Here is a 22,390-nt window from a genome sequence, read left to right on the forward strand (position 1 = left end):
AATTTGTTGCTTAAAGTCATCACTAAATTGACGACGGATTTTTCTAGACATAGAGTTCTCCTGTTTTCTTTAGTGTAACCGATTCAAAGCTTACCTCATAGTCCACAGGACATGTATGGTTATCGTTGGAAGGGCGAAGAGTATGTCATAGAACCTCATGAAGCTGAGGTTGTGAAAGAGATTTTTTCATGGTATTTAGATGGTCGGTCTGCCTCAAGTATTGCCAAAGAACTGGAAGGTAGAGGAGTGTGTACTAGAAGAGGAAATCGGTTTACCAAGCGAGTCATCCACAATATCTTGAATCAAGAAGCCTATACAGGACAGTTGGTGTTACAGAAAACCTACCGTCCAGCATTTGGTCATCGTTCGGTAGAGAATAAGGGGCAAATGAGCAAATATTTGGTAGAACAAGCCCACGAAGCGATTGTTTCTCAAGCACTTTTTAAGGCGGTTCAAGAAGAAAAACGTCAGCGAGCCAGCCGTAGACGTTCTAAGCATGAAGGAGTCGGTCTTTTTCAGGGGAGAGTCTATTGTGGACAGTGTCAATTAGATATGATTTATAGTCTTGAGAAGAAAAAGGATGGAGCAAGAAGGATTCGCTATTCTTGTCGAACACGAGCTAAAAGTGGAGTGACGGCTTGTTCTAATCGAACGATTACTGAAGAAGCTATTGTTACTCAGCTTCAGCAACAAGGCATTTCACCTCAAGAAATCAAGCGATTGGCATTTAATAATAGGACAAAGGAGTTGATTATCACTTATCGAGATAATCAAACAGGTGTCATACCACTGACGGAAAGGACAAGACCATGAAGAAAGTAACGAAGTTAGAGCCAGTTAAACAAGTCAGTCAACACTTGCCTATTCCAACACTTGCCAAACGCCGAGTGGCAGGATATGCCAGGGTGTCTACTGACCATGATGACCAAGCTACTTCCTATGAGGCTCAGGTTCAGTATTATACGAGCTATATTACAGGACGAACAGATTGGGAGTTTGTGGGGATGTATTCGGATGAAGGGATATCAGGGACATCAACCAAGCGTCGCACAGGATTCCGACAGATGGTGGACGATGCCTTGAAGGGAAAAATTGACCTTATCATTACCAAATCTGTCAGCCGATTTGCCAGAAATACTGTTGACTCTTTGACAACGGTTCGTCAACTCAAGGAGGCTGGGGTTGAGATTTATTTTGAGAAGGAAAACATTTGGACCTTTGACGCCAAGGGAGAGTTGCTTATCACTATTATGTCAAGTCTAGCTCAAGAAGAGAGTCGTTCCATTTCGGAGAACGTGACTTGGGGACGCAGGCGACAGTTGGCACAGGGCAAGGTCACCTTTTCCTACAGCCAAGTAATGGGCTTTCGTCAGAAAGAAGGAGGAGGGTTTGAAATTGACCCAGAAGAAGCCAAGATTGTCCGTTATATTTTTCAACAGGTTTTATTGGGGATAAACCCCAATAGAATCGCCTCAGACCTAACCCAGCAAGGCATTCCTACGCCAGCAGGCAAGAGTCGTTGGAGCTATGGCACTGTCAAGCGAATGCTTCGAAATGAAAAGTACAAGGGTGATGCCCTTCTTCAGAAACATTTTACAGTAGACTTCCTTACCAAACGTCAGAAAGCTAATGAGGGAGAATTGCCTCAGTATTATGTGGAAGATAGCCATGATGCCATTGTAGACCGAGAAACCTTTGACGCCGTTCAAGTTGAGCTTGATAGACTAGAGCAGAAACGGCAGACAGGCAATCATTTTTCAGGTAAGTTAATCTGTGGAGATTGTGGATCAAGTTTTGGTAGTAAGGTTTGGCATTCGACCAGTAAGTATAAGCGAACTATTTACCAATGCAGGTCCAAGTATAAAGGAAAAGACAAGTGTTCGACACCTCATTTCACTGAAACCCAAATCAAGGACTTATTTGTACAAGGGCTTAATCGCCTGCTCGTTCATCAGGAAGAAGTGTTGTCTAATTTATCTGCCTTGCTTCAGATAGTTGGGGATTGTTCTACGTTTGAAAGCACCATTTCTACTCTGGAGAAAGAATTGTCAGACCAGCATTATGCCCTGGAGTCCCTCATTGACCGACACGCTCGTACTAACTTGCCACAGGAAGACTTTCAAGAACGGTATGAGTCTTTAGCTCGCAACTACTCAATAACAAACGATAATCTCTCACAGGCTCAAGAAGAATTAGCCAGTCAAAAGCATAGAGAAATAGAGCTGAAACAGTTTATTGATGGGTTGGCGAATACCCCTCACTTAGTGGAGACCTTTGACTTAAAACTATGGCAGACAATGGTTGATAAAGTTATTATTAGAGATAAGGAACACGTCTGCTTTCATTTCAGAGATGGCAGTCAGATAGACCTATAACCTTGAGCGTACCGAGCAGGTACGCTTTTTTTGCGTTTTGTGGTATAATTTTAGAGAGATATGGGAAGTTTTATCTTATTTTTGCACCCCCTTGAAAGGTAAAAGGTTAGATTGTATGATTAAGGTAATTGCGACAGATATGGATGGCACATTTTTAGATCATAGGGGACTTTATGATCGTGAACGATTTGAAACAGTCTTAAAAGAGCTAGATCATCAAGACATCCGATTTGTTGTGGCTAGTGGGAATAATATGGGACGTTTGTCCTTGATGTTTGAGGGTTTTTTAGATAGGATTGCCTTTGTTGCAGACAATGGTTGTCATGTGATTGATCGTGGTGAAGAGCTGGTGCGCAGGACAATGGACAGGCAGTTAGTTGCTGATTTTCTAGCTTATTATCAGGACAAGCAGGCTGATTATTGCATTTCTATCACCACTGCAAACGGTCTTTATCTGTTGGAAAATGCTCATTTTCCGTTTAATCATTTCGCTATCGAAGCTGAACAAATGGCGCTCTTTTTATCTCGAATAAAACGTTTGACCAGTTTTTCTGAGTTGCCTGATGAACCGATATTAAAACTGGGCATGATGTTACCAGAAGAACAGTGTGATGACATCATTACGGTCTTTAACACTTATTTCTCAGGAAATTTGACTGCTACAACCAGCGGATATGGATCAGTTGACGTTATCGAAACAGGTTTACACAAGGCTTGGGGTCTGCAACATCTCTTGGATAAATGGGGTATTTCAGCAGAAGACCTCATGGCATTTGGTGATGGGGGCAATGATATTGAAATGCTTCAACTGGCTCATCATTCCTATGCAATGGACAATGCTCCAGATGCAGTGAAAGACGCAGCTCATTTTCTAGCGCCAAATCATCGTGATCATGGCGTTCTGAGTGTTATTGAACGAGAAGTGCTCACTAAAATTTAAGTGTGAAGGAGATGCTATGAATTTTAATAAATCAGTTGTGCTAACTGTTTTTCTATCTTTTTTATCTTGCTTTTTGCTATGGACCTATTGGTCAAGTGCGGCAGGCTTAGTTGATACAGGCTTCAAGGCTGCACAGCCCTTCTTGCTAGGAGCTGGTATTGCTTATATTGTCAATATTGTCATGAAAGCCTATGAGAAATTATGGCAGATTCTTTTTAACCAAAAAGCCCCTAAGTGGCGACAGTCTGTCTCTCTTTTACTGTCTTATCTCAGTTTCATCTTACTTGTATTCATCATTTTTAGCGTGGTTTTGCCCGATTTGATTTCAAGTATTAAGACCTTACTAACAGTGGATATTGACCATATTAGAGAGGTGATTGCTGATCTGCAGGAGAAACCTTGGGTGCAAGAGTTGCTTGAAAAAACGGGTGCGAATACGGATTTGAGCCAGCAGATTGCGAATTATAGCCAGCAACTCCTGAATCAGGTCTTAAACATTTTAACCAGCATGTTGACGTCTGCCACCTCCATTGCGAACACTGTCATGACTGTTTTTATCAGTTTAATTTTTTCCATCTATGTTCTGGCAAGTAAAGAGAGTTTGGGACGCCAGTTTTCCTTGCTGATTGATACCTTCACCGGAAAATTTGCTAAGACCATTTACTATTTGATTGGCATCTTTGACCAGCGGTTTCGTGGCTTTTTTGTCAGTCAGAGCTTAGAAGCGGTGATTTTGGGAAGTTTAACCTTTATAGGCATGAGTTTCTTGAAACTCCCTTATGCAGGGACGATTAGCCTTCTGATTGCCTTTACAGCGATTATCCCGGTTGTTGGTGCTTATATTGGAGTAACCATCGGGACCATCCTGATTTTGACCCAGTCTGTTCAACAGGCGATTATCTTTGTTATTTTTGTAGTCTTGCTCCAACAATTCGAGGGCAACCTTATCTACCCACGTGTGGTGGGCGAGTCAATCGGTCTACCTGCAATTTGGGTGTTGGTTGCGATCACTATCGGTGGTGCTGTTGCAGGGATTTTAGGTATGCTAGTTGCTGTTCCGGTCGCAGCCAGTTGTTATCAAATCTTGAAAGATTGCATTCATAAAAAAAATAAGACCACCTTGTCTTAAAATCAGTCCTCCATTGCGAATAATCGTGTGGAGGAATTTTTATGTATTCTGTTGAATTTGCGCAGGGCCCTTTACTACCCAGAGAGCGATTGTTAGCTTACGGTGCTGAACAGCTGAGCAATCAAGAGCTGTTAGCTATCTTACTGCGAACAGGCACACGAGGCGAACCTGTTTTTAATATTGCTAATCAAATCCTGGCGCGCTTGACCAATCTGGCTGACCTAAAAACCTTATCCGTTCAAGAATTACAAGCCTTGCCAGGCATCGGGCAAGTCAAAGCGATTGAGTTCAAGGCGATTATCGAGCTTGCTAGCCGCATCAAAGATGCTGAATTTACTCGCTTAGATCGTGTTCTCAGCAGTCAAGGGTTAGCTAAGAAAATGATGGCAGAGCTAGGAGATAAGAAGCAGGAGCATTTAGTAGCTCTTTATCTGGACAGTCAAAATAAGATTATCCATCGCGAGACCGTTTTTATTGGTGGTGTGAGGCGTTCCGTTGCTGAGCCGAGGGAAATTCTCTACCATGCTTGCCGTAGCATGGCGACGTCAGTAATTGTTATTCACAATCACCCATCCGGTGTCTGCACACCTAGTCCTGAGGACAAACAATTCACCCAAAAATTAAAACGCTGCTGTGATGATTTGGGGGTTATTCTACTAGATCATTTGATTGTGGGTAAACGACAGTATTATAGCTTTAGAGAAGAAGGAGATGTTTTAAACTAAACAAGAAACCTTCTGAACCTAGTTAGTCTTATCATGATAACCTTTCAAAGTGGTTGGTATTCTTCAACTGTCAAGTCTCATCCCTAAAATCTGGAAGGAAATCAGACGTAATAGCCAGTAAAAGTAGTCAATAAGGCTGTTAAGTCATGATCCTTACGCTTTTTTATCTTGACTAATCTAACTGCCATTGAAAAAAATGTGACTGAATAGATAATCCAGTCACAGGTATTTATAATTGGTTAACGACGTAATCAAACAACCGCTCGTCTTCTTGGCTGACCTCGTGCAGCAACTCGGGGTGCCACTGGACGCCTAGGAAACGGAAATTCGGCAGGCTAGACTCGACAGCTTCGATGGTTTGGTCATCCACAGCACGTGCCACCACGCGTAAGCCATCGGCGAGTCTGTCAATGGCTTGACGATGATAAGAATTGATGTGCGCACGTTGCCCATAGACCTTGCCCAGCAAAGAATCCTGTTCAATCGCAATCTGGTGTGTCTTGACATGAGGTAAGTCACTTTGCCAGTGGCTAACAATATCTTGATGGAGATTGCCACCAAGAGCGACATTGACCAGTTGAGTACCACGGCAAACCGTAAACAGAGGTTTCTGGTGTTGTCTGGCTAACGCGATGATTTTCAACTCGCAGAGGTCACGTTCCAAACTGTAGTCATCTTCAAAGGCATCTTTTTCTTGCCCGTAGAATTTAGGGTCAATATTTTGCCCACCGATGAGAATGAGTTTATCAACCAACTGCACATAAGTTGATAGAAGATCGTCTTGTGTGGTCATTGGAAAGACGAGAGGAATACCGCCAACTTTTTCAACCCCTTTAGCAAATCCTGTTGGGACATAGGTCCACGGAATATTATCAAGTGCGGTGTTGAGGCGTTGATTGGCAAAAATACCGATGAGAGGTTTTGTCATAAATTATCCTTATCTTGTGAGTTATTTGTCCAGTATAGCATAAGAGTTGACGTCTGTAAAATAGCGATTTATGATAACAGTGATAGGAAAATATAAACTAAAAAGGAGTAGGACGATCTTATCAGTCTTGGGGTGATAGGCGTCACACTCCTTTTGTCAGGATAGGCTTAACTCTCTTTTTGACGGTTCATAAAGTAGAGCAAGGTTTGAAGTTCGCTCGTTAAGTCCACATACTGGACAATCACGTCATCAGGGACATCGAGATTAACTGGTGAGAAAGACAGGATGCCTTTAATACCAGCATCGACTAAAATATCTGCAATTTCTTGTGACTTCACACTTGGAACAGTCAAAATAGCAGTCTCAATATCTGTGCCCATCAGATGTTTTTTGATGTCTGAAATCCCGTAAATCGGAACATGGTCACCAATGGTTCCTCCGACTATGGGATTCTCGTCGGTATCAAATGCCATGGTAATTTTCATCTTGTTGCGGTCATGGAAACGGTAGTGCAAGAGAGCCCTACCGATATTTCCAACACCGACAATCAACACGTTTGTCACGGCCTTGTCGTTGAGAATATCTGCAAAGAAATCGGTCAATTTTTTGACATCATAGCCAAAACCACGGCGTCCCAGTTCACCAAAGTAAGAGAAATCACGGCGGACAGTCGCAGAGTCAATCCCCATAGCTTCGGCAATTTGCTTAGAGTTGGCGCGTTCGATTTTTTCAGCATTAAATCGTTTGAAAATACGGTAATACAGAGACAGTCGCTTAGCTGTCGCATTTGGAATCGTCTTATCTGACATCACAAGCTCCTTAAACATAATCTATGTCCTATTATAAATAAAGTTTGTGAAAAAAGCAACGTTAAAATTCACAAAGTTGTATTAGTGATTGATGTTAGCCTGTTTTTATGGTACACTAAAACAAAGTGAACAAAGAGAGATAATTTTATAGTGAACAATAGACAAAAAGAATTAGGAGAATTTTATAAAGAGTTGCGTTTAGCGCGAGGTGTCAAGCAAAAAGATGTTGCAAGAGGCAATCTGACAGCTTCGCAGTTATCAAAATTTGAGCAGGGGCAATGCATGTTATCAGCAGATCGTCTATTGCAGGCAGTCGAGGGCATAAACATGACATTTGCTGAATTTGGTCATGCTTTGAATGGCTACAAAGATAGACCTTTTATGATTTTTGGCCATCGTCTTAGCCAAGCTTTTTTTGAAAAAGACCTCCTTGCTCTTGAAGCTTTATTAGCGGAATTGGATAATGATAACATTCACCAAAGGTTACTGCAAGTTATGGTCAAAAACGCTATTTTTTCACTTGATCCATCAAGAAAGATTTTCGAAGAAGACATTGAGCTGTTGACGACCTATCTCTATGATGTTGAACAGTGGACAGCTTTTGAACTCTACCTGTTTACGAATACCGTATCGGTCTTAGATGTTTCAGACATTATTTTTTTAGGAAGAGCTTTGATTAAACGGTCGATTCTTTATCACTCCTTACATAATAATAAGAGGATGTATAAATTCGCTTTATTAAACATCGTTTCAACATTATTGGAGCGCAAGGAACTGTCTCTAATTGAGTACTTTATGTCAGAGTTTTTAGAACAGTTTTACAAGTATAGTGTCCTCGGAACGATTGACCTAGAAGACCTTAAAGCTTACCTGGATGCTTTGGTGATTTTGAAAAATCCCGAATTATTAGGAATTTTACATCTAAAATTAGAGCAACTCTTAACTATCTACGATAAAACCACTGATTAGATGGAGTAGGTCGTGTAGAAGCTGGACGGATGATTGCAATATTTAGTGTGATACCGCCTAGAGTAACTAAGGCAAAGAAGTTTTTAAAACTCATGTTGGTTCACCTGACTAATGATTTTTATTTATATACTATATACATTGTACAATGGTTTTAGGGTGATGGTTAAAAATCGCATATTTGAAATTTTTCATCTATAAAATTTCAAATATGCGATTTTTTCGTTTGGCTAATAAATAGTGTTAAAATGGAATTAAGGAAAAGCGGAGTTGCTGATAAACTCTAACACAATCTTATCTTTGTAGGGAGGAAAATACAGATGAAAAAACTTATCAAAACACTTCTTGCAACATCTCTTTTGGGACTGAGCTTAGCTGGTATTGTAGAAGCGAAACAAATCGGTTACTTTCACCGTTTCACAATAACAAGGGATTATGCCAGAACTTACTACGTTCAAAAAGATCATGCAAATTATCCCTATATTCAAAACCTAGAGGATAGTGCTGGTATGGGGATTAGAGTTAAACATGTTCTAGTAAACTCTAATGGTGAAGCTCGTAGTGATGTTTATAAAACTTGGTGTGGGGATCGTACGGAGCATGCTAACTGGGCGACTGCTGGTTACATCTATGCTCTTGATATGGCTCGTGAGAATCCTTGGGATGGTCCAGCTTATATTACAGGTAGCTGGTCTCCAAACTAAAATCGCATCATAACTTCCAACTCCGTTTTTCTATTTTTATTATATCGGAGGCTACGATGTTTTATTGGAAACTCGCTCGTTACAAATGGGTGTATGTTACAATTGGTTTTTTCTTTCTTGCCTTGAGCTTTAAAGAACCTGTCATCCATTACTTAACCTTTAACCCTAATGCCCCTGATTTGGCTAATTTTGACGGTTTGAAAATCAAAAATGAGATTCTTCAATCTATGTTAAGCGTGGAGAATCGTCTCTTTGATTTTAATATGAAAAATGTGGAATTTCTAGTTTTGCTCATCGTGTTGATGGGTTATGATTATGCTAGCTTGAAAGACAAGTTCATCAGATTAGGTATCGGAAAAAATACGACCTATCATAAGATGAGAAAATTTTTGAAAATCCAGCTTGGCTTACTGGCTAGTTCAATCTATCTTTTTATGTTTTGGCTGTTAATCATTGGTTTAATGATTGCCACAGGTACAAGTTTAGAAGATCGGCACCTTCATGGTTTTTTAGATGGTAGCCTATTAGACCATTTCTTTTCAGGCAAAATATCTTATTTAATTTTCTTTTCATTATGGATGGCTTTGGGTGTTTTTATAAATTGTCTCTTGTATTTTAAAGTCTTGGATATTACAAAAAACTTCTTGCGTGGTGCAGGTTTCTATTTTATCTGTTTAATTCCTGGTTGTATGTTGTTGTATTATATTTTACCGAGTTGGTTTGTTCCTCTAACAAGCCTTTTATCTATCACTTACTTTGATTGGACAATCCCAAAACTTTTATCACCCTTCATTCCTTATCTCATTGGTTACGGAGTACTTTCTTATTATGATAGAGACATCTAAATGGAACACTTTTATCAAACCCTTGCTGATTTTGTTGGGGCGAGTCGGGCTTTTGCAGGTGTTTGTATGGCTTTTATTAGGCAGATTGAGCCGACAGTTTACGGTTTCCATAACGGGTACAACTTTTTTTAGACAAGGGCTGTGGACATTCTTGGGAATTGATGACTTTGGTAATCCTTATTTTGATTTAATTAAGTTATTGCTTGTTTTTTCTATTTTGGGGATTGGTTTTTTAAGTACGATTGCCTTTACCAGCGAGCTGTCGGAGCAGTTCTATCATGTTATCAAGTATCATAGTGCTAATCGGTTCACTTATCTATCTAAACGATTGCGGTTTCAACTTAAGTTTTTCTTGGCTGATGTTATGGTTTGGTTGCTGACATCGCTAGTGATTTACTTATACACCAAAGACTTAGGCATCGCTGTCTTGCTGGCTCAGTTTTTAGTTGTCAATTTCTTGGGAGCTTGGCTAATTTCTCTTTTAGCACCAAATACCATGTACAGTTTACTAGGATTTGTGCTACTTATTTTTAGCCAAGAGTTTTTATTTAATAATATTCTTTTAACCCTTATTCTATTTATCGTAGGTATTGGGGGATTATTCTTACTGCCTTTTGGCAGTCAATTATGAGGTGATGAATCATGACATTAACAATTTTGAATGGAAGTAAGCGTCTGGCGGATAAGGTCATCCTTGATGATGTCACAGTCACATTTGACAATGGCTATATCTATGGTCTTAAAGGCGATAACGGTTCAGGCAAGACTGTTATTTTAAAGCTATTAGCAGGTTATTACAGATTGGATACAGGAGAAGTTTATCAAGATAAAACCCTCATCAGAAACTCCAACAACTACATCACTGATGCAGGGCTAGTGATTGAACATGTCGAATTTTTACCTTATCTGACCTTGCTAGAGAACTTGAAACTCTTAAAACACCTCTCTCCCAAGATTACAGATGAGAGCATCGACTACTGGATTGATTATTATGGTCTAGGAAAATTTAAGACAATCGCTTATAAAAATCTCTCCTTGGGAACCAAGCAAAAGCTAGCGCTTATTCAAGCTTTTATCCATCAGCCAAAGATTTTGCTGTTAGATGAGCCGATGAACGCTTTGGATGAGAAAAGTGTTGCCTTGACAAAGGACCTTATCCGTTCTTATGGACAAGCAGCTGACCGATTGGTCATTATGACTTCCCATATCTCAGAAAATATTTCTGACTTATGTCACGTTACTTGTTTACTTCGAAATGGCAAACTTTATAGACAGTAAAAATAAGCGATATAGAACTAGGTCAGCTAAAAAAACGTCGTTGTCAAAGCCTTGCACGGTCTAGTAGGACAGTCCAAATCTTAAAAGATGGAAGCATAGGGTACTGTGTTTTGTTCAGATCTCAAATAGTGTTAATGTTAAATAGGCTGGGACTTTTTGTCCCAGCCTATTTACTAATTATATTGACTTCTATCCAGCTTCATCAGGTAGAAGTAGAGGTCGCCAAATTGACCAGTATAGTCAATGTCATGACCGTTTAAGGTAACTTTTGTGACCTTGTAATGGTCAGCTAATGGTGCAGAGCAGGTCAATTGAGAGCGCTCATAGTCCTCATAGCTGTCATATTTGAGTTCAAAGGGTTGTTGTGACGAGTTGAGGTAAGTAATAACTAGCATGTTGTCACCTTTCTATTGTTCTGTTTTAGTAAAAATACCACGTTCCACTAAGCTATCCATTAAAAAGTAGAACTTGTCTTGGTGCATTTTGTGCTCAGGATTTTTGAAAATATTAACCAGACGAAGACCCGAACGGTCAGTGATGTTCAGCTTGGCTCCGGTCAAATCAGCATTGATGATGAGCTTGAGCGGAAAACCATTACCTGAATTGGGCAACTCCTCTAGCAAACGGGTGAGTTCATAATTGCCGACTTTGGTTTGGGTAAAGGTTGTGTCTCGTAAGGTATAGGGCTTGACCGCTGGGTTGATGGTGTAGCGGTACTTGCAATCTTTTAATGAAATAGTTTGTTCAAAAGCCATAAGTTATCCAATTACTTTCTTTAAGGTAGTGGCAAAAGCGGTTATCTCTTCTAAGGTGGTGTGATGAGATAAGCTGATGCGGATGGATTGTGTGATTTTTGGGGACTTGTCACCGTATAGGGCGATTAAGACATGGCTGGGTTCAACATTCCCAGCGGTGCAGGCTGAGCCACTCGAGATGGCAAAACCTGCCAAATCCATTTGCGTGAGCAACAGGGCGTTGTTGGCTCCATCAATCGATAAGTTAATCACATGTGGTAAGGCCTCGTCAGGACTGTTTAACGTTATGCGCGGATGACTCAGTTGTTGCAATAATTCCTGTTTGAGATGATGAACAGTAGCTAGATGTTGCTCTAGTTGTTCCGTACAAGCTGCTAGGGCAGCGACCATACCTGAGATGCCGATTAAGTTTTCAGTTGAAGCTCTGCGACCGGCTTCTTGATTGCCACCGTGTAGGAGTTTGTCAAATGCCTCTGTTTTAGCATAGAGAAAACCGACACCTTTTGGACCATAAAATTTATGAGCAGAAGCAGAGAGGAAGTCAATCGGTAAACAATTTAGGGAAATCGGTAGTTTGCTAACGACTTGAACAGCATCCACATGAAAGGCTGCTTGATGGTGGACTAAGAGGTCGCCTATCTCACGAATGGGATTGAGATGCCCAGTTTCGTTATTTGCCCACATGAGGCTAACCAAGATAGTGTCAGGTCGTAAGGCTTCCTCAACCTGTTGAGGAGAAATCGTACCGTCCTCAGATGGTGGTAAAAGCGTTACGTCAAAGTCAAAACGTTCCTGTAGATAAGCCAAGACATCAAGTACAGCATGGTGTTCCATCTGACTGGAAATGATATGTTTACCTTTGTTTTGATTAGCTAAAGCATAGCCCTTGAGGGCGAGGTTATTGCTTTCTGTTCCACCAGAGGTGAAAATAAACGCATCAGCATTAGCGTCAAGCAACTGTGCAAGTAACTGCCGGCTTTCCCTTAGTAATTTGCTTGCCTGTCGTCCAAGAGCGTGTAAGCTTGATGGGTTGCCAAAAGTTTCAGACATGGTGGTTGTCATCGCTTGGATGGCAGCTTCTGACAAGGGACTGGTTGCGGCATAATCTAGATAAATCATCTTAGTAATCCGTATCCTCATCGTCATAGTAGACAAAGAGAGGGCTGAGAGGTTGGCGTTCGTGGATGCGGATAATGGCATCGGCAATGAGCTCACTAGCCGTCAAATAAGTGATGTGTTCTGGTACTTTTTCTTTTGTCTTAACAGAGTCGGTCACTAAGATTTCTTTAATAGGAGCAGCATTAAGGATTTCAGCTGCACCGCCAGCAAACAAGCCATGGCTAGCCACAGTATAAATTTCTGTCGCTCCGCCACGTTCGACAATTTTGGCAGCTTCCGCAAAGGTCTTACCAGTATTCAAAATATCGTCAATCAAAATAGCTTGCTTACCAGCAACATCTCCGATAATATAGCCTTCTTCACGCATCGCATCATCTTGAGCATAGTCGATAATGGCTAAAGGTGCTTCAAGAACTTCAGCCAGTGCCCTTGCCCTACGGATACCAGAGTTTTTAGGACTTACCACGACCACCTCATCGCCCCTTAGCCCCATATCGATGTAGTGTTTGGCAAATAGCGGAGCAGTTAGGAGGTTATCTACTGGCACATCAAAAAATCCTTGGATTTGCACGGCGTGCAGATCCAGTGTTAAGACGCGATCGACACCAGCCTTAACCAGCATATTAGCAACAAGCTTGGCAGTAATCGGTTCACGGTCTTTGGCGATACGGTCTTGACGAGAGTAGCCAAAGTATGGCAAAACCACGTTAATCGAATTGGCACTGGCTCGCTTGCAGGCATCAATCATAATCAAGAGTTCCCAGAGGTAGTCATTGACAGGACTGTTGGTCGACTGGATGATGTAAATATCGTCTCCACGAACACTTTCTTCAATGTTAATCATGATTTCACCATCGGAAAATTGACGCGAAGATAATTTCCCCAAGGGAATCCCTGCTGCGGTAGCAATTTTTTCAGCAATCTCAGGGTTTGAGGTCAGGGAGAAAAGTTTTAATTGTTTATCAGCATAGCGCTCTGCCATAGTCAACTCCTTTTGTTTCGATTAGTTTTATTTTACCAAAAAAATCTGATTTTGTCTTATCTTTTCTTGGGAGAAGACGACAAACACATGAAGAAAAAGACTTGCACCACAGGTGACCTGGCAAGTCTTTTATATAGAGTATATTCAGAAAAATTCATGATATTTGGCAGACAAACGTATTGCGTAAGCACTTGTGACATCACGTTGTCCTGTTAGGAGCAGGAGCTTGTCCTGCATCTCAAGACCTCTGATTGTCTTCTGCAAGGATAGCACACATCGCCAGTTTGACAAGCACTCCTTTGACTAACCGTACTTGTCGCATCACACCTTCATGTGTCATCCCTAGTTTCTCCATCATGCGCCCAGAAGCAGGATTGCGCACATCATGAACAGCCTGAATGCGGTTAAGCCCTATCTCATTAAAACCAAAGGCAAGCAGGGCTTGTCCAGCTTCTGTAACGTAGCCCTTGTTCCACCAGTGTTTACCGATACAGTAGCCGACCTCAGCCATGCTGTCTCGTTCAGAGACGGCCACAAAACTAAAGGTGCCAATAAGCTGTCCAGTTTCCTTGATAACCATGCCCCAGTTATAAAAATCGGGCCTGTCGTACTGTTTGGTCCAGAGAGACAGGAGTTCTCGAGTGTCTGCTGGACTGGCGTGGGTGTCCCAGGTCACGAAGCGTGCAACGTCCTCATCGCTAGCCCAGTTTTTGTACATCTGTTCAGCGTCAACTAGGGTCAATGGTCTGAGTAATAACCGCTGCGTTTCAATCTCAGAAGTTCCTAAATGATGCATAGCTGTCCTCCTAGTATTTCTTTTTCAAGGTGCTAGCAAATCGTGCTACTTTACTTTTGGCGTACTTGAAGTTGATTTGGTGTTTGTCTAAGAAACGTTCAAAATCAGCTCGTCCTTGCTCAGCATCAGTCACCTCAAGTTCCAGCTCATAATCTTTGATGTCAGCGTAAATATTGCTGTCAATAGCGAGCAAGCCGATGTCCAAAGGAACCTCTCGCCGTCTGGTGGTCAAATGCCCCAAGATAGAGAGTGCATCTAAAGGAAGCTTTTTTTCTAATAATTTGTCTCTAATCAGCCCGTCAGGTAGGACAAACTCTTGTTTAAGGGACTTGACAGTCTTTAAGTTCAGCGACTGGTTAAATTCGAGATTTCCAATATCTTGAGGAATTTTCAAAGTTAACTCCGCACGGTCAAGGTAAGTTCTTATACGAAGCGACAGGCGTTTTGACTTGAGGATAAAGTCTGCGCTGTCAATGTAGTAGTTTGTTTGTTGAATCGGTTTGAATTGCTGATACAGGCCATCTAGTCGTCTGAACTCATCGATGGTCAGCAGTGTCTTGTATTCAATTTCTAAATTGGTCATCACTTTCCTCTCGAAAATAGCTAATCTGTGGTATAATAAAGTGTTATGTTCATTTTACTACAAAATGAAGCTCTTGTACATGAAAGGAGTGTCGAGATGTTTGAATGGGAAGAATTTTTAGATCCTTATATTCAAGCGGTGGGGGAATTAAAGATTAAATTAAGGGGGATTCGCAAGCAGTTTCGTAAGCAGGGCTTACATTCGCCTATCGAGTTTGTGACGGGGCGGGTCAAGTCTGTAGAGAGTATCGTCGAAAAGATGGAGCGCTATGAGGTTGACCTAGCTGATATTTCAGAAGGTATCGAGGACATTGCTGGTTTACGTGTCATGGTACAGTTTGTTGACGATGTTTACAAGGTTGTTGAGCTCCTTCGTCAAAGGCAAGACATGACGGTGATTTTAGAAAAAGACTACATCGCTAATATGAAAGACAGTGGCTATCGCTCTTATCACGTGATTGTCACGTATCCTGTCGAAACCATAAAAGGTCGGCGTGAGGTCAATGTTGAAATTCAAATCAGGACCTTATCGATGAACTTTTGGGCGACGATTGAGCATTCCTTGAATTACAAGTACCAAGGCAATTTTCCAGATGAAATTCGCCACCGTTTGGAGGTGACCGCTCGAATTGCCCGTGAGTTGGACGATGAAATGAGTAAAATTAGAGACGATATTAGAGAGGCTCAGTTGCTCTTTGACCCTGTTGTGGGAACATTGAGTGATGGGGTTGGAAATAGTGATGATACAGACGAATTCTACCGTTAAACGTGTGGCAATCATTGCCAACCATAAATTTCAAAGCAAGAAAATTGCCAACAAATTATTTACAACACTCCGTAAGGATGAGCGATTTTACTTGACAAAAAAATCACCTGACATTGTGATCACCATCGGTGGTGACGGGGTTCTGTTATCGGCCTTTCACACCTATGAAAATGAGTTAGAGCATGTGCGATTTGTTGGTATCCATACTGGTCATTTGGGATTTTACACTGACTATCTGGAACATCAGGTGGATGAACTGATTACCACTTTGCGCGAGGATACAGGAGAGAAAATTTCTTATCCAATCCTTCAAGTTTCCATCGCCTTAGCTGATGGTAGGCGCATTCGCGGGCTTGCTCTCAATGAGTCAACCATTAAGCGGATTGAAAAAACCATGGTCGCTGATGTGCTTGTTCATAATGTCAAATTAGAGCGTTTTCGTGGCGATGGGCTATTAGTGGCTACTCCGACTGGTTCTACAGCTTATAATAAATCACTCGGTGGTGCAGTTCTCCATCCGACTATTGAGGCGCTTCAACTGACTGAGATTGCTAGTATTAACAATCGGGTTTACCGTAGCATCGGTTCATCGATGATTGTGCCTAAAAAAGACCATATTGAGGTCTATCCTAAAAAAACTGGGCGCTACATCGTTTCTGTCGATAACAAAACCTATACCTATAAGGACATTGTTAAAATAGAGTATCAGATAAGTCCTCAAAAAGTTCATTTTGTTTCGACCCCTTGGCATACCAGTTTTTGGCAACGGGTTAAAGATGCCTTCTTAGGAGATTTGGATAGATGAGATTCACCTTTACCGCGGATAGGATCTGTCAGGTCAAGACCTTTCTGAAAGCACAGGATATTTCCCGAGGACTGTTAGCCAAAATCAAGTTCCGAGGTGGTGGGATTTGGGTCAATGGCAGAGCCGAAAATGCTGTTTATCATCTGTCAATCGGAGATGTGGTAACAGTTGATATTCCTGATGAGACCGCTTTTGAAAATTTGGTGGCTATCGAGCACCCTCTGACCATTGTTTATGAAGATGATCATTTTCTAGCCATTGATAAACCTGTCGGCTATGCGTCGATACCGAGTGCTATTCACAGCAACACCATCGCCAATTTTGTCAAACATTATCTAGTAAGCCAAAATTATTCTAATCAGCAAGTGCACATCGTGACCAGATTAGATCGTGATACCAGCGGGCTCATGCTCTTTGCCAAGCACGGCTATGCGCATGCCAGGCTGGACAAACAGCTCCAGTCTAAAACTATCGAAAAGCGCTATTACGCCCTCGTTGAAGGAGAAGCAGAACTTCCAGATGAGGGTGAGATTGTAGCACCGATTGCTCGTGATGAGGAATCTATTATCACCAGACGGGTTCATGACTCTGGCAAGCCAGCCCATACTAGTTTTCAAGTGATTGGGCGTTATGGAGCGGTAAAGTTGGTGGATATTCAACTCCATACCGGGCGTACACATCAGATTAGGGTACATTTTTCTCACATTGGTCACCCTTTGTTGGGAGATGATTTGTATGGAGGAAATTTATCCTATGGCATTCATCGGCAGGCGTTGCACTGTCATTCCCTGAGCTTTTTTCACCCCTTTGAGGAGAAACAAATCAACCTGAGTTCAAACTTGACAGATGACATGGAAAAGGTTATTATAGAAACTGTTGAAAAGCGGATACCCACTGACCAAAGATAAAACATAGGAACAAGGAGTTAGAGATGGAAATTCGGAATTTATTTGGTGAATTAAAGCAGAAAATTGTTGGTAAGCACATCAAGATTGTCTTCCCTGAGGGCAATGACCATCGTGTGGTTCGTGCCGCAGCTCGTATGAAATTTGAAGGTCTGGCTGAGCCAATTATCCTTGGTAATCCTCAAGATGTTCATAGTTTATTGACAGACCTTGGCTTTTCTAACCCTGGTATCGAGATTATCAACCCAAATGACTATGCTGATTTTAATCAGATGAAAGAGCTTTTTGTTGAGATTCGTAAAGGCAAAGTCAGCCCAGGAGATGCTGAAACTATTTTGCGTGATGTGAACTATTTTGGCGTGATGCTGGTGCAAATGGGCTTGGCAGACGGGATGGTTTCTGGTGCTATTCATTCAACAGCGGATACGGTTCGTCCAGCCCTACAAATCATTAAGACAAAGCCAGGTATCTCACGGACGTCAGGTGTTTTCCTGATGAACCGTGAAAATACTAATGAACGTTACATTTTTGCTGACTGTGCGATTAACATTGATCCAAATGCTCAAGAATTAGCTGAAATTGCAATCAGCACAGCTGATACTGCAAAAATCTTTGACATTGACCCTAAAGTCGCTATGCTCAGTTTCTCAACGATGGGAAGTGGTAGCGGTGCTCAGGTTGAAAAAGTTGTTGAAGCGACTCGCCTGGCAAAAGAATCTCGCCCTGACTTGGCCTTGGACGGTGAACTCCAGTTTGACGCAGCTTTTGTTGAGGCTACAGCTAAACTCAAAGCTCCTGATAGCCCAGTTGCCGGTCAGGCAAACGTCTTTATCTTCCCAGACTTGCAATCAGGTAATATCGGCTATAAGATTGCACAACGTTTGGGCATGTTTGAAGCCGTTGGTCCAATCTTGCAAGGTCTTAACAAACCAATTAATGACCTATCACGCGGATCAAGTTCAGAAGACATTTACAAGCTGTCAATCATTACCGCAGCACAAACGTTAGATAACTAAAAAAAGAAGTGACCTCACTTCTTTTTTTAGTTATCCATGGTTTATTCAAATGTTTTCCAGAAACCGCGACCGACAAACCAATAGGCGATGATTAGAATGACGAAAGCGAGGGCGGTCAGTCCTGCGCTAATCAGGTGAGCTGAGACAAAGCTACTCATAATGATTGAGCCAATGATAATGAACATTCCAAGAAACATCACACCAAGCATGGTAAAAGCGACAACCCACTGGCCATGGCCACGACTAAAGAGCTGGTTAATGTTTTGCCAGTTAAGGTCTAAGAGTTTGTAATCTCGTCGGTAAGCCCTTAGACCGACTAAATAAGCGGCTGCCAAATAACCAATGGTGTAAGCAAGGATGAGGAGTGGGGATAGTCTTAGTATCAGTCCACCTAGAATATGAAGTGCGAGAATTGGAACGATTTGAACCAAGAGAAGGGTATAAAATTTTGACTGTAAAAAGCTAATAAAATTAATCGGTAGCGTGCGGATAAAGTTTAGATTTTCCCGTTCGAGGGAGATCCCCACAGACAAGAGGCTTGTCGCACCAGTTGTCAATGCGCCTAGCATTAAGCCTAAAACCAAAGCAGTACCATAGTAACTTGGCGCAATAGCTGAAAAGTTAGCACCCTCAGAGCCGACAATTGGCATCAAGCCGCTAAACCCGACAATCAAAGGCATCAAGAAAGCCTGCATGAGTAAATTACCATCCTTGATTGTGCTAAGATGCTGACGAACGATGGCCTCTTTTAGGCTGTATTCTTTTGAGTTTGTTCGTTTTTTGCGTGTCACCTGCCCTTGGTTGGCACTGATTTTTAGCATTTGGTCAAAGTATGTCGGAATAACTCGTTTTAGAATATAGATGACCAAGGCAATCAGGAGGGCATTAGGTAACCAGAAGTGCAAGACGCTGTCGAGGCTAAATGGGTTTGCCACAACATGATAAAATCCAATAAAGTAAGGAATCTTAGCCGTGATTAGACCACCGTCTTCAGCCAGACGAACACTAGTTGAGCTACTTTGCACTAAAAAAATTAGACCAACAGACAGAAGAGTTGATAGGACAACTAGACCTGTTGAGATGATTTTTTTATGGCGACTTTTTTCAAGGACTTGACCAATTCTATCCAGAAGAAGGAGTGACACCGTATTGATGGCCAGTAGCAAGAGTAAAAACATAGGAAGTGTCAATACTATTGCAATGACTGGCGATCCAATCTGCCAGTAGGCGATGGCTAGCAGAGACAAGAGAGGAATGAGGTAGGTCAGAATAGCAGGCTGAGCGGCTAGTAGCTTAGCCAGATAGACTTCCTCTGACTTGACTGGCAAAGAGAGGTAGAGCTTGGTGTCTTTACTGTCGTAAAAGACGGCAAACAGGCTGTTAAAGCCAGTTCCCAGTGCAATCAAGCTAAACAAGGCAAGTTGTATTGAGAAATAGCCTGGTGACTTGCTGTAATCAATACCGATAAACATGGTTGAATAGAGGACAAAGAAAACGAAGCTGAGTATGAGAAATTGGTTACGAACGCCCCTAATCACTGAAAACTTTTTCTTTGGTTTCTGGGCTTGCTTGGCTTGAACCTGTGAGGTGACTTGAGGATGGGCAGATAGGAAGTTAATATTTAAAAGTTCTTTGACATTGTTCCAATTCATCTCAGCTACCTGTACTTTCTTGCTGACGACCAGCCAGCTCCAGATAAATGGTCTCTAAGTCCTTGTCTGGGTAAGTTTGGCGCAAGTCGTCCAAGGTTCCAACAAAGATAAGTTGCCCTTTTTTCAAGATCCCGATACGGTCACACAGTTGCTCTGCTACTGATAAGACATGGGTTGAAAACAGCACGGTATGTCCAGCTTGGGCATGTTCTTTCATGAGACGTTTGAGGTCAAATGAGGCTTGTGGGTCTAATCCAGTCAAGGGCTCGTCTAAAATCCAGATGTCAGGATTTGGAATGAGGGCACCGATGATGATTGCTTTTTGCCGCATCCCATGCGAAAAGCTATCGATGAGATTATCCTGCTTATCAGTCATGTCAAACAGAGCACAGAGGTCACTAATACGCTGCTCTGCCATGTCCTTAGACACTCCATAAATGCTCGCTAAAAACTGCCAATACTCACGTGCAGTCAGATGTAGAAAGATGTCAGGTGAATCAGGCACATAAGCAATTTGTTTTTTAATGGCATCGCGGTGCTGGGTCAGGAGCAGGTCATCAACATAAATCTCTCCATAAGTCGCCTGAATAATGGAGGTTAGAAGGCTGATCGTTGTGGTTTTGCCAGCACCATTGTGACCGATAAGTCCAAAAATTTCCCCGTTGTTAATGGTTAGATTGAGGTCAGATAGTGCCTCAAATTCTCCATAAAGTTTAGACACATGGTCAAAACGAATCATAACATCATCTCCTTTAGATTTAATAGTTCAAATTTATTGTACTGCTATCTCAAAACAAAGTCAAGCCGCAGTCAACTCTCTCACGAAAAATGTGGTATAATACATCGTAGAATAGGAGGATATGACATGACAAGTATTTTAGTAACGGGCGCTTCCGCAGGTTTTGGGCGTGCCATTTGCCATGATTTGGTGAGCGCTGGCTATACAGTTGTTGGTGCAGCGAGGCGTTTTGATAAATTGCAGAGCTTAAAAGCAGAACTAGGAGAACGGTTTATTCCAATTCAGATGGACGTGAGCGATAAGGCTTCTGTGACGGCTGCGCTGTCGGAACTGCGTGAGCAAGGTGTGGTGATATCAGGCTTAGTAAATAATGCTGGTTTAGCCTTGGGGCTTGATAAGGCACAGGAAGCAGATTTTGCTGACTGGGAAGTCATGATAACAACAAATGTTGTTGGTATGACTTATCTGACGCACCAGCTCTTGCCTACCCTTGTTGAACAGAAGGGCTATATCATTAACATTGGCTCTATTGCAGGTACTTACCCTTATCCAGGTGGGAATATTTATGGGGCGACCAAGGCGTTCATGAAACAGTTTAGCCTGAATTTAAGGGCGGATTTATCAGGCACGGGTGTTCGTGTGAGCAACCTTGAACCTGGTCTTTCAGGAGGTACAGAATTTTCGACTGTTCGCTTCAAAGGTGATGCCCAGCGTGCACAAGAACTTTATGACGGCACAAACAGTCTCCAACCTGAGGATATCGCGCAGATGGTCACATGGTTGTTTCAACAGCCACCACATATCAACATCAATCGTTTAGAAGTTATGCCAACTAGCCAAAGTTTCTCTCCATTAGCTGTTTACAGACAGTAAAAAAAGAATGCTGGGTATGCCAGTATTCTTTTTCTAATTAGTCAGAGAGACCTTGTTGATTTTTAGTTTTGAGTGCATTGTTCTCAAAGAGGAGCTGAAGTTGCGCTTGATTGTCTGTTTTCAAGCCACTTACCCAGAGTGCTTGGAGTTCTTCCTTGTCAGAGGATACTCCTTGAGAGAGGACATCAGGTTCACCTAAGAGGTCAACTGCTTGTGTATAGGTCATGCCTTCTTTAAGCTGTTCAAAGGTTTTTGCATCAATCTTGGGATCTCTGATAAAGTAAAAATTAGAGATTGAACGTGCGATGGCGCTGTCTTGGTAGAGTTGGACAAGGACTTCAACATGTTCAAACTGCCAGCGGTACACGTCAAGCGTGACATCTCCAGCTGGTACTTGTTCATGAGAAACAGGTTCGCCAAATAATTCTTTCAGTTTTGAGAGATTTGTCCCGCCTTTAAATTCTTGATCTGCTTTAGCAAGACTAATGTCATTAAATTTTAGTCGAATATCAGAGTGCTTGGCTACAATCTGTTGAGATTCAACAGAAGAAGTTGTGTCATCAGTCTGATTGGTTTTTGAACAGGCCATTAACCCAAGCGACAATATAGTAACAATCATCAGATTAAAAAAGCGTTTCATAAAAAATTCCTTTATCCTATAAACTATAGAGATATTATAACATAGAACTTATTGTTTGTCA

The 22,390-nt window shown here is 41.8% G+C and carries 26 protein-coding genes; 15 read left to right on the plus strand and 11 right to left on the minus strand.

The window, feature by feature from the left end; all coding sequences use genetic code 11:
* The first annotated feature begins 111 nt into the window (after window positions 1–111).
* From ACERC8_RS04930 to radC, 5 genes are all read left to right on the plus strand, one after another.
* Window positions 112–813, plus strand: a complete 702-nt coding sequence (locus tag ACERC8_RS04930; protein ID WP_373658785.1) for a recombinase family protein — start codon at window positions 112–114, stop codon at window positions 811–813.
* A complete protein-coding gene (locus tag ACERC8_RS04935) occupies window positions 810–2,375 on the plus strand; it encodes a recombinase family protein (RefSeq protein ID WP_373658786.1) in 1,566 nt (521 codons plus the stop codon). Before ACERC8_RS04930 ends, ACERC8_RS04935 begins: the two co-directional genes overlap by 4 nt.
* A 115-nt stretch (window positions 2,376–2,490) precedes the next feature.
* Window positions 2,491–3,315: a Cof-type HAD-IIB family hydrolase gene (locus ACERC8_RS04940; protein WP_373658787.1), complete on the plus strand. Its 825-nt coding sequence runs from the start codon at window positions 2,491–2,493 to the stop codon at window positions 3,313–3,315.
* 16 nt (window positions 3,316–3,331) lie between these two features.
* Entirely contained in the window at window positions 3,332–4,444 is a 1,113-nt protein-coding gene (locus tag ACERC8_RS04945; protein WP_373658788.1) for an AI-2E family transporter, read from the plus strand.
* A gap of 41 nt (window positions 4,445–4,485) precedes the next feature.
* Window positions 4,486–5,169, plus strand: coding sequence for a DNA repair protein RadC (gene radC / locus ACERC8_RS04950; RefSeq protein WP_373658789.1), 684 nt, complete (start codon window positions 4,486–4,488; stop codon window positions 5,167–5,169).
* Window positions 5,170–5,398: 229 nt separating this feature from the next.
* Here the strand turns inward: radC and ACERC8_RS04955 are convergent, their stop codons facing one another.
* Both ACERC8_RS04955 and ACERC8_RS04960 read right to left on the minus strand, forming a co-directional pair.
* Window positions 5,399–6,097: a gamma-glutamyl-gamma-aminobutyrate hydrolase family protein gene (locus ACERC8_RS04955; RefSeq protein ID WP_373658790.1), complete on the minus strand. Its 699-nt coding sequence runs from the start codon at window positions 6,095–6,097 to the stop codon at window positions 5,399–5,401.
* Between the two features lie 167 nt (window positions 6,098–6,264).
* On the minus strand, window positions 6,265–6,906 hold the full coding sequence (locus ACERC8_RS04960) for a redox-sensing transcriptional repressor Rex (protein WP_373658791.1): 642 nt from the start codon (window positions 6,904–6,906) through the stop codon (window positions 6,265–6,267).
* A gap of 150 nt (window positions 6,907–7,056) precedes the next feature.
* Between ACERC8_RS04960 and ACERC8_RS04965 the strand changes: the two genes are divergently transcribed.
* The 5 genes from ACERC8_RS04965 to ACERC8_RS04985 all read left to right on the plus strand — a co-directional run bounded on the left by ACERC8_RS04965 (window position 7,057) and on the right by ACERC8_RS04985 (window position 10,699).
* On the plus strand, window positions 7,057–7,875 hold the full coding sequence (locus ACERC8_RS04965; protein ID WP_373658792.1) for an Rgg/GadR/MutR family transcriptional regulator: 819 nt from the start codon (window positions 7,057–7,059) through the stop codon (window positions 7,873–7,875).
* A gap of 317 nt (window positions 7,876–8,192) precedes the next feature.
* Entirely contained in the window at window positions 8,193–8,576 is a 384-nt protein-coding gene (locus tag ACERC8_RS04970; RefSeq protein ID WP_373658793.1) for a hypothetical protein, read from the plus strand.
* 56 nt (window positions 8,577–8,632) lie between these two features.
* Window positions 8,633–9,421, plus strand: coding sequence for a hypothetical protein (locus ACERC8_RS04975; RefSeq protein WP_373658794.1), 789 nt, complete (start codon window positions 8,633–8,635; stop codon window positions 9,419–9,421).
* Window positions 9,405–10,052: a hypothetical protein gene (locus tag ACERC8_RS04980; protein WP_373658795.1), complete on the plus strand. Its 648-nt coding sequence runs from the start codon at window positions 9,405–9,407 to the stop codon at window positions 10,050–10,052. The genes ACERC8_RS04975 and ACERC8_RS04980 overlap by 17 nt, the downstream gene beginning before the upstream one ends.
* Before the next feature lie 11 nt (window positions 10,053–10,063).
* Complete coding sequence (locus ACERC8_RS04985) at window positions 10,064–10,699, plus strand: ATP-binding cassette domain-containing protein (RefSeq protein WP_373658796.1); 636 nt, start codon at window positions 10,064–10,066, stop codon at window positions 10,697–10,699.
* Window positions 10,700–10,872: 173 nt separating this feature from the next.
* Here the strand turns inward: ACERC8_RS04985 and ACERC8_RS04990 are convergent, their stop codons facing one another.
* From ACERC8_RS04990 to ACERC8_RS05015, 6 genes are all read right to left on the minus strand, one after another.
* Complete coding sequence (locus tag ACERC8_RS04990; protein WP_018367884.1) at window positions 10,873–11,094, minus strand: DUF4649 family protein; 222 nt, start codon at window positions 11,092–11,094, stop codon at window positions 10,873–10,875.
* A 12-nt stretch (window positions 11,095–11,106) separates the two neighbouring features.
* A complete protein-coding gene (locus ACERC8_RS04995) occupies window positions 11,107–11,454 on the minus strand; it encodes a DUF1831 domain-containing protein (protein WP_018367885.1) in 348 nt (115 codons plus the stop codon).
* A gap of 3 nt (window positions 11,455–11,457) precedes the next feature.
* A complete protein-coding gene (locus ACERC8_RS05000) occupies window positions 11,458–12,573 on the minus strand; it encodes a cysteine desulfurase family protein (RefSeq protein ID WP_373658797.1) in 1,116 nt (371 codons plus the stop codon).
* Window position 12,574: 1 nt separating this feature from the next.
* A complete protein-coding gene (locus tag ACERC8_RS05005; RefSeq protein ID WP_373658798.1) occupies window positions 12,575–13,555 on the minus strand; it encodes a ribose-phosphate diphosphokinase in 981 nt (326 codons plus the stop codon).
* A gap of 238 nt (window positions 13,556–13,793) precedes the next feature.
* Entirely contained in the window at window positions 13,794–14,351 is a 558-nt protein-coding gene (locus ACERC8_RS05010; RefSeq protein WP_373658799.1) for a GNAT family N-acetyltransferase, read from the minus strand.
* Window positions 14,352–14,361: 10 nt separating this feature from the next.
* A complete protein-coding gene (locus tag ACERC8_RS05015) occupies window positions 14,362–14,934 on the minus strand; it encodes a CYTH domain-containing protein (RefSeq protein WP_373658800.1) in 573 nt (190 codons plus the stop codon).
* A gap of 96 nt (window positions 14,935–15,030) precedes the next feature.
* On the opposite strand from ACERC8_RS05015, the gene ACERC8_RS05020 reads away from it, so the two are divergent.
* The 4 genes from ACERC8_RS05020 to pta are packed head-to-tail and all read left to right on the plus strand — an operon-like array spanning window position 15,031 to window position 18,425.
* Window positions 15,031–15,699, plus strand: a complete 669-nt coding sequence (locus ACERC8_RS05020) for a GTP pyrophosphokinase family protein (protein WP_018367890.1) — start codon at window positions 15,031–15,033, stop codon at window positions 15,697–15,699.
* Window positions 15,674–16,504 carry an NAD kinase gene (locus ACERC8_RS05025; protein WP_373658801.1) on the plus strand — a complete coding sequence of 277 codons (831 nt, stop codon included), beginning with the start codon at window positions 15,674–15,676 and terminating at the stop codon, window positions 16,502–16,504. Before ACERC8_RS05020 ends, ACERC8_RS05025 begins: the two co-directional genes overlap by 26 nt.
* Complete coding sequence (locus tag ACERC8_RS05030; RefSeq protein WP_373658802.1) at window positions 16,501–17,412, plus strand: RluA family pseudouridine synthase; 912 nt, start codon at window positions 16,501–16,503, stop codon at window positions 17,410–17,412. The genes ACERC8_RS05025 and ACERC8_RS05030 overlap by 4 nt, the downstream gene beginning before the upstream one ends.
* A gap of 23 nt (window positions 17,413–17,435) precedes the next feature.
* The gene (gene pta / locus ACERC8_RS05035) at window positions 17,436–18,425 is read left to right on the plus strand and encodes a phosphate acetyltransferase (protein WP_373658803.1); all 990 of its coding nucleotides are present in this window, start codon (window positions 17,436–17,438) and stop codon (window positions 18,423–18,425) included.
* Between the two features lie 41 nt (window positions 18,426–18,466).
* Here pta and ACERC8_RS05040 read toward each other — a convergent pair whose 3' ends face one another.
* Entirely contained in the window at window positions 18,467–20,077 is a 1,611-nt protein-coding gene (locus ACERC8_RS05040; protein ID WP_373658805.1) for an ABC transporter permease, read from the minus strand.
* Window position 20,078: 1 nt separating this feature from the next.
* Entirely contained in the window at window positions 20,079–20,816 is a 738-nt protein-coding gene (locus ACERC8_RS05045) for an ABC transporter ATP-binding protein (protein ID WP_373658806.1), read from the minus strand.
* Between the two features lie 126 nt (window positions 20,817–20,942).
* Between ACERC8_RS05045 and ACERC8_RS05050 the strand changes: the two genes are divergently transcribed.
* Window positions 20,943–21,689, plus strand: coding sequence for an SDR family NAD(P)-dependent oxidoreductase (locus ACERC8_RS05050; protein ID WP_373658807.1), 747 nt, complete (start codon window positions 20,943–20,945; stop codon window positions 21,687–21,689).
* Between the two features lie 37 nt (window positions 21,690–21,726).
* Here the strand turns inward: ACERC8_RS05050 and ACERC8_RS05055 are convergent, their stop codons facing one another.
* Window positions 21,727–22,329 (minus strand): DUF3862 domain-containing protein, encoded by a 603-nt coding sequence (locus tag ACERC8_RS05055; RefSeq protein WP_373658808.1) that lies wholly within the window; start codon window positions 22,327–22,329, stop codon window positions 21,727–21,729.
* Window positions 22,330–22,390: the final 61 nt, after the last annotated feature.

The sequence above is a fragment of the Streptococcus sp. E29BA genome (assembly GCF_041807805.1).
Lineage (GTDB): Bacteria > Bacillota > Bacilli > Lactobacillales > Streptococcaceae > Streptococcus > Streptococcus entericus.